This is a genomic window from Aeromonas sp. S9(2024) (genome assembly GCF_041403185.1).
Taxonomy (GTDB): domain Bacteria; phylum Pseudomonadota; class Gammaproteobacteria; order Enterobacterales; family Aeromonadaceae; genus Aeromonas; species Aeromonas enteropelogenes.
In genome coordinates, this window is sequence record NZ_JBGLRE010000016.1 from 55,131 (window position 1) to 66,895 (window position 11,765).

Annotated in this window: 7 protein-coding genes and 2 tRNA genes; 3 read left to right on the forward strand and 6 right to left on the reverse strand. The window is 58.1% G+C overall.

From position 1 onward, the window contains the following. Positions 1–41: 41 nt before the first annotated feature. The gene (locus tag ACB028_RS19750) at positions 42–767 is read right to left on the reverse strand and encodes a carbonic anhydrase (protein WP_371145012.1); all 726 of its coding nucleotides are present in this window, start codon (positions 765–767) and stop codon (positions 42–44) included. 449 nt (positions 768–1,216) lie between these two features. Between ACB028_RS19750 and ACB028_RS19755 the strand changes: the two genes are divergently transcribed. Then, the gene (locus ACB028_RS19755; RefSeq protein WP_042028331.1) at positions 1,217–2,194 is read left to right on the forward strand and encodes a cytochrome-c peroxidase; all 978 of its coding nucleotides are present in this window, start codon (positions 1,217–1,219) and stop codon (positions 2,192–2,194) included. A 57-nt stretch (positions 2,195–2,251) separates the two neighbouring features. Here the strand turns inward: ACB028_RS19755 and ACB028_RS19760 are convergent, their stop codons facing one another. The 3 genes from ACB028_RS19760 to ACB028_RS19770 all read right to left on the reverse strand — a co-directional run bounded on the left by ACB028_RS19760 (position 2,252) and on the right by ACB028_RS19770 (position 4,099). Continuing rightward, complete coding sequence (locus tag ACB028_RS19760) at positions 2,252–3,526, reverse strand: alpha/beta hydrolase (RefSeq protein ID WP_371145013.1); 1,275 nt, start codon at positions 3,524–3,526, stop codon at positions 2,252–2,254. 417 nt (positions 3,527–3,943) lie between these two features. Further along, positions 3,944–4,019 (reverse strand) — tRNA-Asn (locus ACB028_RS19765). 4 nt (positions 4,020–4,023) lie between these two features. Then, positions 4,024–4,099 (reverse strand) — tRNA-Phe (locus ACB028_RS19770). Between the two features lie 231 nt (positions 4,100–4,330). Here ACB028_RS19770 and rraB point away from each other — a divergent pair. Next, positions 4,331–4,666 (forward strand): ribonuclease E inhibitor RraB, encoded by a 336-nt coding sequence (rraB, locus tag ACB028_RS19775; RefSeq protein ID WP_042028378.1) that lies wholly within the window; start codon positions 4,331–4,333, stop codon positions 4,664–4,666. Between the two features lie 54 nt (positions 4,667–4,720). Here the strand turns inward: rraB and ACB028_RS19780 are convergent, their stop codons facing one another. Continuing rightward, positions 4,721–6,685 carry an EAL domain-containing protein gene (locus ACB028_RS19780; RefSeq protein WP_201940576.1) on the reverse strand — a complete coding sequence of 655 codons (1,965 nt, stop codon included), beginning with the start codon at positions 6,683–6,685 and terminating at the stop codon, positions 4,721–4,723. 169 nt (positions 6,686–6,854) lie between these two features. On the opposite strand from ACB028_RS19780, the gene ACB028_RS19785 reads away from it, so the two are divergent. Further along, positions 6,855–7,349, forward strand: coding sequence for a hypothetical protein (locus ACB028_RS19785; protein ID WP_042072763.1), 495 nt, complete (start codon positions 6,855–6,857; stop codon positions 7,347–7,349). A 68-nt stretch (positions 7,350–7,417) separates the two neighbouring features. On the opposite strand, the gene ACB028_RS19790 is transcribed toward ACB028_RS19785, so the two are convergent. Further along, positions 7,418–11,749, reverse strand: a complete 4,332-nt coding sequence (locus tag ACB028_RS19790; RefSeq protein WP_371145014.1) for a VWA domain-containing protein — start codon at positions 11,747–11,749, stop codon at positions 7,418–7,420. Positions 11,750–11,765: the final 16 nt, after the last annotated feature.

The window sequence follows — 11,765 nt, forward strand, 5'->3', positions numbered from 1 at the left end:
AAACGCTGACTGGCATCTTTCTATTTCCCCCTCTTCATTCCTTATTGCAGGACGACACGGCCGTTAAGGGGCTGCACCGGCCGGTTGTTGGGGTGGTGCATCACTTCCTTGAAGGCATCGATCTGGGCCTGGCTGGCCTCAACCGGTTGCTTGAGCACCAGCCAGCGCACGCCTTCCGAGCAAGGGGGCGTGGTGAGGGAGCCGCTGAAGCGGTAATAGTCACGCTTGGTGGGTAGCAGTTGCTCGACCGCAACCGGTGCCTTGAGGGCATGGCTCTCACCCGCCTTGATTGGCAGTTGCCGCCACGCCTCGGCCAACACAGGATTGGCCTTGCCCACCTCGAACATCACCGCCACCACGGCAAGCTCCCCCTTGCCATTGGCGTGTACCAGATGCCCCTCCAGCGGATAGGATTTCCCTTTGATATGGTTCTCGCTCGGCGCGTGGAAGTGGAACTGCTTGAGCTCGAAGCTCATGCCATCGAGCTCAAGCGTGCTGCCCGGGGCATAGCCGATCTGCACGGTATGACCGTTGTTGCTTGCGGACTCGCCCCCGGTACGGTAGTGAAACACCAGAGGGGGCAGATCGGCCTCGACCAGGCCGGTCAGATCCACGGGAGATTGGTTGTTGCCCGCACAGGGGCTGAATTCCGGCGTCAATTTGGCCCAGTGGTCGGGACCAGCCGCCCCGCTGTATTCCCAGTGCGGGGCCGCAGCAAACGCGGGAAGAGCAAGCAACAGGCTGCAAGCCAGCAGAGACGTTTTCATCATGCATCCTTATCTTGATTGAAAAGCGGGTCGCCCCTCTCCTCATCAAGGCAGGTAAAGAGGGCGGCATTTCTGGAATGCAGGGTGCAGTGGTTCAGACCGGAATATTTATTATTAGCAGTCGAGTTATTGATGACATTTAATAATGCATTTTAAATAGATCTAATTAATAAACTCGCTGTCTCTGCATATTGGATAATCGCTTTATTCAATGGTAGCAATCTAATTAATTGGCTATGGGAAACGATGAATTAGGCCATAAATTATTGGTCAGAAATTCGCACGTTTTTTCCTCGCAAGACCCCGCCACCAGTCCGTCCGAAATTATCCAATTCATTGTTTTTAATGTGGTTTTTGTTGTGCTCAATTGATCTTGAGCAAATAACAACCAGGCTTTCCCGGTCAGGCTGGGGCTGCTGTTAGGCACAGCCAAAAGGGAGAGAAAAAGAATGAATAAATATTGTCTGTTAATGGTGTTGGCCCTGCCCGGGATGGGCTGGGCAAGCGAACCCATTCAACCCATAGAAGCAGCCAAGGTGAGCGCACCGGAAAAAGTCGAACTGGGCAAGATGCTGTTTTTCGAGCCGCGACTTTCCAAATCCAATGCCATCTCCTGCAACTCCTGCCATAACCTGGCCACGGGGGGCGTGGACAACCAGGTCAGCTCCCTCGGTCACAAGTGGAAGGAGGGGCCGATCAATTCGCCGACCGTGCTCAACTCCAGCCTCAACTTCGTGCAGTTCTGGGATGGCCGGGCCAAGGATCTGCAGGCCCAGGCGGCCGGCCCCATCGAAAACCCGCTGGAGATGGCCTTCAGCCACAAGCTGGCGGTGGAGACCCTGCGCACCCTGCCCGAATACCGCGCCCGCTTCAACGCCGTCTACGGCAAGGCAGAGTTCGACATCAAGGAGGTGACCGATGCCATCGCCGCCTTCGAAGAGACCCTGGTCACCCCCAATGCGCCGTTCGATCGCTGGCTGAAGGGCGACAGCAAGGCGCTGACGGCGCAGCAGCTCAAGGGCTATCAGCTGTTCAAGGACAAGGGGTGTACCGCCTGCCACAACGGCGCTGCCATCGGTGGCAACTCCTATCAGAAGATGGGGCTGGTCAAGCCGTTCAAGACCGACAACCCGGCCCAGGGGCGCGGAGCCGTCACCGGTGAGAAGCAGTTCATCGGTTGGTTCAAGGTGCCCACCCTGCGCAATATCGAGCTGACCTATCCCTACTTCCACGACGGCTCGATCTGGGATCTGAAAGAGGCGGTGCAGATCATGGCCGATATCCAGCTGGGCCAGCAGTTGACGGATCAGGAGGCCGAAGACATGACCGCCTACCTCAAGAGCCTGACCGGTGAACAACCCCAAATAGTGTTGCCTATCTTGCCCCCCTCCCAGCCCGACACCCCGAAGCCGGTGGTCAAGAGCTGAGCAATAGAAACAGGGGCCATCAGGCCCCTGTTTTCATGCAACACAACCCAAGGCGGATCAGCGATCCCGGTTCAGGGCGATGAGGCGATCGAGCACCCGTTCACCATCGACCCGCAGGCCGTTGTGCTCATACTCGTTGGTGATCCAGGCCCGGCTGTTGCCCAGTGTGCGCAGCGTATCGCGGCTGTAATCAAATTCCACATACATGTCCTCGGCATAGACGGCGCAGGCCACCGGCACCTTGTTGCGAGCCAGCCGGGCGGGATCATAGAGCCGGCCCCAGTCACGCTTCTGTGCCAGCAGATGGGCCGCCTCCTTGAGGGGCACCAGCTCGCGGAATTGATCGAACATCCAGGGGAAGATCATCTCGCCGGTGAAGGCGAAGTCCTTGCCCGGTTCCCAGTCGAAAAGGGGGTATTCGCTTCGGACCCGCTCGGCCGCCCAGCGGGTCGCCTCCCCTTCGGCGTAGATAGCTTCGTGCAGCACGGCAAACAGCGGATTGGTGTTGAACGGCTGCATCCCCTGCACTTGATAGAGGAAGGCCGGGTTGATCTGCTCCCCGATAAAGGCCTCTTCCAGCAGGTAGTAGAGCTCTTCAAAGGCGCCGCTGGCCCCCAGATCCAGCCCCTGTTGCTGGAACTGCTCCACCGTCAGCCGTTGGCCGTTGGGCAGGCGCACATCGTGCTGGTGCAGATGGGTGGCCAGCCGGTTGGCAATGCCCTGGGCATAGGGGAAGCGGGCGAAGAAGGCGCGGTTCTTGTCGACAACCCGCTGATAGGTGGCGCGATACACCTCGTCGGCACTGCGCCCGATCGGGGCGACCCCCCCCGTGATGTAGACCTCCCGCAGGCTGTCCGGGAACAAAGAGAGATAGGTGAGGCAGCAGAAGCCGCCAAAGCTCTGCCCCAGCAGGCTCCAGCGATGGGAGGGCGAGATCTCCAGCCGGATGAACTCGGCATCACGCACTATGTTGTCGGCACGAAAATGGCTGAGGTAGGCCGCCTGCTCCGTCGGCGTCATGGCAGCCAGCAGCTGGCCATGGATCGGGCTCGACATGCCGGTCCCCCGCTGGTCGAGCAACACCACCCGAAACTCCTGCAGCGCCCGCTTGAGCCAGCCGCTGTTGGCGGTCGGCCGCGGCGACCCAAAGCCCGGCCCCCCTTGCAGATAGAGCAGCCAGGGCAATTTGTCATCCAGCTTGTCCTTGCGACAGAGGGTGCGGGCAAACAGGGTGATGCTGTCACCATCCGGATCATCGTGATCCAGCGGGACGGTATAAAAATGCGGCTCGCAATGGATGCCGTCCAGGACATAGTGCAGGGGGCTGTTCATCTGGGATCTCTCCGTCAGGATGGGAACATGATGGGCCTCATCATAACGTTGCAAAGATGCCGGGTCACTTCGGTTTTTCAAAACATTAACAATGAGTTAAATACTCAGGATGGCGCAAGCCACAGCGACCGGAAACATCTTCGCCAAGGACGATTGACGTCCATGTTGCCTTCGACCAAGATGGCTCGCCGGCACGTAAAGTGCAAGCCGATGGACGCAGCGAGCAGGGAGAAGAGCGTGATGAAACCCAGGTGGATCAGGGTCAGAAAGAAGGAAAAGATGGCAAGCCCTGGCGGCGTGCTGCAGACCGGCATGCTGGTGTTCGGCGCCACCTGCGGGGCTACCCTGTTTCTGGCCGCCTGCAACAGCAACTGATAAACGAAAAAAGCCCGCTCGATTGAGCGGGCTTTTCGAATTTGGCTCCTCCTACTGGACTTGAACCAGTGACATACGGATTAACAGTCCGCCGTTCTACCGACTGAACTAAGGAGGAATTGTGGTGCCCAGAGACGGAATCGAACCGCCGACACGGGGATTTTCAATCCCCTGCTCTACCGACTGAGCTATCTGGGCAACGGCGCGCATTAAACCCTTTCCGGCGCCGGGTGTCAACCGCAATACAAGATAAAAAGCGCGTTCGCTCAACATCTGAACGCAACGGGCAGTTATTCACCATTTCAAGGTGATACGGAGACCTGCCCGCAACATTATCCTGCCACCACCGATCTGCCGCATTGAGCCGGATGCACTCTGCGAGTATGCTTTGCCGCAATGATAACGCCTGGAGGCAACATGAGTCTGAATATGCAAGAGTGGCGTGAAGAGACCACCGAAATCGTCAATGAACTGCTGGCAGACGGCAGCAATCCCGATGCGGATTACGACATTGAGCACCACTTCGCCTGCCAGGACTTCGACCGTCTGGAGAAGGCCGCGGTCGATCTGTTCAAGGCCGGCTTCGAGGTAACCGATGCCGAGGAGATGGAGCTGGATGACGGCGCCACCATCTTCTGCTTCGATGCCACCTGCGAGAGCAAGCTGAATGTCGAAGCGATCGTCGCCGATATCGCCAAGATGATGCCCATCCTCGAGAAATACGGGGTAGATTACGATGGCTGGGGTACTTACTTCCAGGAGTAATGTCCCCTCATCAAACAACAAGGCCACCGTCAGGTGGCCTTGTTGTTTGGGGCGCTATGCCAGATAGGTGGCGGCGAACTCCTCCGGCGGCAGGGGGCGGCTGAAGAGATACCCCTGCAGCCGATCACACCCCGCCTCCATCAGCCACTGCTGCTGCTCCGGGGTTTCCACCCCTTCGGCGGTGATCCCTATCCCCAGCTCATGACCCAGGCCAATCACCGAGCGAATGATGGCCGCGGTAGCCGTGTTGCTCTCCAGCCCCTGGGTGAAGCTGCGATCCAGCTTGAGGGTCGCCACCTTGAGGCGGGGCAGATAGGCGAGCGAGCAGTAGCCGGTACCGAAATCGTCGATGGCCAGCTGAAAACCGGCGGCCAGCAGATTGTCGAGGTTGGTCTCTATCTCGTCGGCATTTTCCATCAAGACCCCTTCGGTGATCTCCAGCTCCAGCTGACTTGCCTTGAGCCCGTGCCGGGCAATGCAGCCCTGCACCAGCTCGCACAGCCCCGGATCCCGAAACTGCAGCGGTGACAGGTTGATGGAGAGCACCATGTCCGGCAGCGCCGCTTGCCACTGGGCCAACTGGGCACAGCCCTGCTCCAGCATCAGCTGACCGAGCTGGCCGATGAGGCCCATCTCCTCCGCCAGCGGGATGAACTCCTCGGGGGAGATCATCCCAAGCTCTGGATGGGGCCAGCGGCAGAGCAGCTCGGTACCATGCAGCCGATGGCTGCGGGTGCAGATGATGGGTTGGTAGACCGCAACCAGCTGGGCGGCCTTGATGGCCAGCGGCAACTGGGAGGCGATCAGCTGACGCCGCTTGAGCCTGGCATGAAGTGCGGGATCGAACAGGGTGTAGTTCTGCTGCAACTGCTTGCCCTGCGCCAAAGCGGCTTCGGCATGGCTCAGCAATCGTTCGGCATCGCTCGCCCGCCCCTGGGCCAGCCCCAGAAACACCGGGATCTGGATGCGGTGATCCTCGATCAGATAGTGCTCCATCAGCTGTTTTTGAAGATGGCGGCACCATGTCGAGAGCGGTTCGCTGAGCTCGGGCAGCAGCAGGCAGAAGTCATCGGCCGCCACCCGGCAGAGCAGGGTGCGGGGAGGCGCCAGCTGCTGCAGCCGCTTGGCCACCTGGCTTAGCAGGCGGTCGGCGATCCGGATCCCGAAGCGATCGTTGATCTCGCGAAAATGGTGCAGGTCGATCAGCACCAGAGTGGCGCTGCGGGTGCCGAGATGACGGCTGGTCTGCAAAAAACGGGAGAGTTTTAGCAACCCGGTCAGGCTGTCGTAATGCTGCTCCTGCTGCAGCTGGGCCTGGGTGGTGCGCAGGCCCGTGATGTCGCGCCCCAGGGTCAGCGTTCCCAGGGAGTGGCCATCGCCACCGGGCACATCCACCCGGGTGATATCCATGTGTCTCCCCTGACCACGAGCATCCAGCAGGCAGCACTCTCCGGGCCCCATACCCTGGGGTGCCGCCAGAATATGTTGGCTCTGCTGACCCAGTACCTCCTCGGCGTTGTGGCCAACGAAGTCGAGAAACGCCTGATTGCACTCCAGCAAGACACCGTTGTGGTCATCGAAACGGATCAGATCCGGGATCGCATCGAGCAGAAAGCGCTGCAACAGCTGCTGCTTCCTGAATGTCTCCTCGAGTGACTTGCGCTCGGCAATTTCGTTGACGACGCCAAACACGGCGCAGGGCTCCCCCGCCTCATTGTAAAGGGGGATCTTGTGGGTCTCCGACCAGCTGCCCCGCTCCCCGTTCTGGCAATAGAGCTGCTGGTTAAGCAGGGGGCTCCCCTCTGCCAGCAGCTTCTCGTCTTCACTGCGAAACACATCCCCCCAGGGCATCTGTGCATCCGTCTTGCCAACCAGCTCCGCCGGTGAGGCGTACTGTGCCTCGCTGGCAAAGCGGCGATTGACGAACAGATAACGCCCCTGCTTATCCCGGCAAAAGATACTCATGGGCAAGTGGTCGATGATCTGTTGCAGCAGATCCGGAGTGAGGATGTTGTTCACGGAGGCGCTTATGGAGGAATTTCGAGCAAATCTATGATAGACAACTCATTTTGTAAAGCGGCGGACAAATTGACGAGGCGTTGGATGCAGGATGCCTGCTGACAGAAAATGGCGCGCCGGCGATAATGGGCACCGGTTGGCCAATGGCCTGTTTATGGACGAGAGAAAAATGAAAAAAATAATGGGGGGCGCCCTGGCGCTGCTGCTGATTGGTTGTGCTGGTGACAACAATGGTGGTGAGGCGTATCGCTACAATCCGCCGATTGCCAAGGCCACCAACAACACCCAGGAGATGGCGATCCCGGTGGATCTGGTATGGGCGCGCGCCGAGAAATGGTTCGCTGATCATGGTCTGAGCATCGAGAACAGCCAGCGTGGTTCCGGTCTGATGACCGCCAGCGTGAGCCAGGCCGCCGACGGGCTGGAGTGGCTCGATTGCGGCACCATGGGTGCCAAGGTCGCACTGGGCAACCCCAACCTGCAGATCAACCTGATCATCACCCAGAGCGGCAACAACAGCGTGGCCACCGTCAACGTCAAGGGCAACACCGAGCTGTTCTTCGTCGAGTCGTCCGGCGAGCGCGTGCCCGCCCCCTCCATCCAGCCGGTCTGCGTCTCTCGCGGCACTCTGGAGCAGAGTCTGTTCGCCACCCTCGGCAACTGATTTCACGCTCGTCGAACAATAAAAAAGCGGCAGATTTCTCTGCCGCTTTTTGTTGCCCCGAACCGGGATTACTTGTCGATATCGAGCAAGTGGTTTTGCAACATATAGTTGATTACCTGTTGGGAAGCCGATTCCGAGGAACCAGATACATAATTATTGTGGTCCCCGGTAATTGAACTGAAGCTCTCGCCCAGCAAGACAATCTCCTGACTGACCTGATTACTCCCCGCCGCCGACTTCACCTGCAGATGCACGCCATCTTGAGCTTCAAAGGCCGAAAGCAACTTGCTGAGGTCCCCTTCCAAATTGCTGCCGCTGTGATCCAGCATATCGGAGAGATCCAGCCTGTCGGAATGAGCGACGTCCACATCCTTGAACCAATTGCCATTGTTACTACTCAACTGCCAGTTATCCCCATGCTCCACATGGAAATCGGTAATATAGTCGATGGCGTGATCAGGGGTCATGGCTGCATTATTTGAGCCCTGCTCCAGGGCATCCCCCAGTTGCCACTGGAAGGTATCGGCACCATCCCCTCCTGTCAGTACATCTCCGTAGTAGAGCTTGCCATCCACGCTGAGCGGGCCGGAAGAGCCGTGTCCATTGGTTCCTCCAATCAGAATATCCTCCCCCTGGCCCCCGGTCAGATGGTCATACCCCTGGCCACCATAGAGAGTCACACCGGAACGAGTGTCGATATTCTCTTCGATCATGACCTGAGGACCACCGCCATGCACACCACCCAAGGCGATATGCACCTGGCTGTCGTTGAGCACTGTCAGGTGATCATCGCCATCATTACCTGCGAAGGTTCGCCCGTTGTCTGACGGTTCGATGGTGATGGCCAGCGATCCTGTCGCTTTATCACCATCCGCATCCACCAGATCGAAACCGATGATCTTGCTCTGAGCACCAAGCTGACTGGTTTGGTAAAGATACTCCCCCGTCACCAGACCAATGGTCAGCTTGTCACCATTACCCAGGGTAATTATCAGTTGCTGATGCTGGGCATCATAGCTTCCCCCCTGAGCTGCGCCGCTCACCAGACGACCATTCTCAATCGCATAGATGTAACCATCGACGCGCACTGTGCTGATGGCGCCACCGTCAGCACCGGCACCGGTTCCCGCCTGGCCAAAGAGATCACCGCTCACTTCTCGCTGAACCGTACCGCTGATGGCTTGATCCAGCTTGCCCATATCGGTCACGACAATGGCATCAGTGTTCTGCTCGGATACCCCGTCATAGGCAGCGAGATTGAGTGCATCTTGATTGATTTGAGAACCCATTCCCAAGGCGAAGCTCTTGATGTCATTTGCCTTGAGGAAGTTCAGCCACTTGTTCTCGGGTACCCCATAGTTTGCCCATGGTTCCCCGTCGGAGAAGAAATAACTGACATTCTGCACACCTTGTCCCGTCAATTTACCCGGGTCGGCAAACGCATCGATACTCTCGTTGATGGCATCCTTGTAGTTGGTGCCCCCATCTGCTCGCAAGGACCAAACATAGGTCTTGGCCTCGGTCACCGTCATCCAGCGCTCACCGATGTCATCGGCCTCACTGCTGAACGTCACGATACGCACCTTGGTGCTACCCAGACTGTCATAGGTATTGAGCAGGGAAATGAGTGACTCCTTGGCAATATCCAGTCTCGTCTTGCCTGGAACGCCAGAGGCATAGTCCATGGAACCCGATACATCGACGATCAACATCAGATTGGTCTGGATCCCCGAGCCATCGATATGCCCTGCCTGAGGCGTGACCACCATGGGGCTGTCATCCTCAATGGTGATTGGCAGCTTGCCGGTGGTTACCGACTGCCCGTCAGACACATTCACGTCCAGCTCGAAGCGAAGTGTATCCTCCTGACCCGCGACAGGGTGATCGACAGGCCCCTTGAGGGTCACCTGATAGCTCCACTCTCCCTTACCCGTGGCATTGGGCGGTGTGAGCTTGACCTCGAGCACCGGCTTACCATTGGCACTGCCTATCAGGGTCTGCCCCGACATGCTCCAGGTGATGGCACTCCCCCCTGACGTCAGCCCGGTGGGGCCGTTGAGGGTGACACTCACCTGACTGCTATCGGCGTCTTGCACGACCAGCTTGCCAGATGCCACAACGCTGTTGGTAGTATCCACACTGCCTTGACTATCTGGCAATGCTCCTGCCAGCCCCTCTTCGGAGAGCTGTACCTGCCCGGAAATCGCCAGTGTCGGACGCGCATCGTTATCGTGGATGACACCCGCTCCGCTCACGCCACCTATGGTCAGTTGGAAACGCTCATCCGACTCAATGAGGCGATCATCGACCGCAGGTACATACACGGTGAAGCTGCTCACCCCCGCAGGAACGACAATCTTGCCAGTCTGGCTGTTGTAGCTCACCCCATTGCTGAAAGTCAGGCTTCCCAGATCACCGGCCGATGTCGGTGAAGCGCCGGTCCCCAGAATAGAGAGACTGTACTCGGTCGCAATATTGGTCGCGGCCGTCAAAGTCACGTTGTGAGCCAGTGAACCACCCTCGGTCGCCGACGCATCAGATACGGTGGCAATGGTAGGAGCGCTCAACGGGTTGACTGCGAAGCTGCCCAAGGCCCCATCACCATCCTTGTCCACGGTCCTGAAGACGAAGTCGATATCACCATCACCGACGGGACGCTGCATCTCCCTGTACTGGAAGAATTCCCATTGACCGTTACCTGGCGTGAACTCCAGCTTGAAGATGAGGTTACCGTTTTCATCCTTACCCAGCAGGGTGTTCGTCCCATCGGCTACCAAGCTGATCAGAGAACCAGCGGCGGTCTTGAGTCCGCTCTCGCCGGAAACCAACTCGAGCGCCCCCTTGCCGTCCGCCCCCCACTGGGGATTGACCGCCCCGGAACCATAGGCGATAGCCTGAGGCGTATCGGAGCCCAAGAACTCGACAGACTTTATGGTGAAGTCACTGTTGTCCTTGGTGGTGAAGGCGTTACCGTTATCGGTAGCCTTGATCACCATGGTGTCAAAGCCTCCCAGCTGGACCTGGAAGTTGGCCGCATAATCACCACTACTGGTATTGGAACTGAACGTCTGGGTTGCAATCAGCTTGCCATCACGCCAGAACTCCACCACCCCACTCTCCAGCTCACCACCATAGATCTTGCTGAACTCGAGCTTGGCTCCATAAGCAACCGTACCGGCATCCAGCTTGAAAACCAGCTGTTCGGAGGCACTGGAACCATCCGCAAACTTGCGGAAATCCACTTCATTCGACAGGTTGTGATAAGGCGCCCCCACACTCTTGACCCCGATGCCATCCGACGAGCCATTGACAGAGGCATCGATCAACTTGGAAGACGTGGCAGATTCGAACCCTTTGGCCGTAATGGTGAAACGACCGGCATCGATCACCGACTTGTCACCGGAATATCCAGTCAGGCTGAATTTACCGGTCAAAACATCCGGGATCTGGGTACTGGTGACAGAGACAGCCACGCTGTTACCGGCTATTGGAGCATCATCTTCGATAATAATCGGCAGCTTGCTGATGACACTGGACTGTCCATCACTCACGGCTACGTCCAGGTCGAAGCGAAGCGTATCCTCTTGGCCAGCGACAGGGTGATCAACTGGCCCTTTGAGGGTCACGACATAGGTCCACTCCCCTTTGCCGCTCGCATTCGGAGCCGTCAGAGCCACCTCGATCACTGCCTTGCCAGCAGCGCTGCCTACCAGTGTCTGACCAACCATGGTCCAGGTAATGGCCTGACCACCCGAAGTCAGATTGGAAGGCCCGCTCAGAGTCACCGTCACACGGCTGCTATCGACATCATTCACGACCAGCGTACCGGAACCCACCACCGCGTTGGTCGTATCCGTGTTACCGCCATTATCTGGCAAGCCACCGGCCAATCCCTCTTCCGATACGGTCACACTGCCATTCACCACGACACTCGGCGGCGCATCATTGTCCAAGATGGTAGAAGTAACGCGATCCTTGCCGGCATCAGCGACAATGGCCTCGAATACCGTGTTGCTACCAATGCCACTGATAGTCGCGACCAACCCCTCTGACGGTTCATAAATCGCATCATTAACCGTGTTTACGGTAAATGTTGCCTTGCCATCAGACCCGATGGTCACCGAGTTCAACCGCCCCGTCGTATCGGAGTCATTAGCCGCAGGACCGCTCCATGCAAGGTTGACTACCACTTCTTTACCGGCAGGGACGGTGACAGCATTACCCTTGCCATCAACAAGACTAACGGTATATACCAGCTGGCCACCTTCGGCCACGCTCGACTTGTCCACGCTGATTTGGGCATAAACCTGGTCGCCCTGGCCCTGCGGCTCGTCGGTCACCGTGGTGGTCACCGTCTCCTGGCCCAGGGTCAGCTGCTCGAAGTTGTCCGCGCCGCTCACGCCGGTCAGTTTGGCG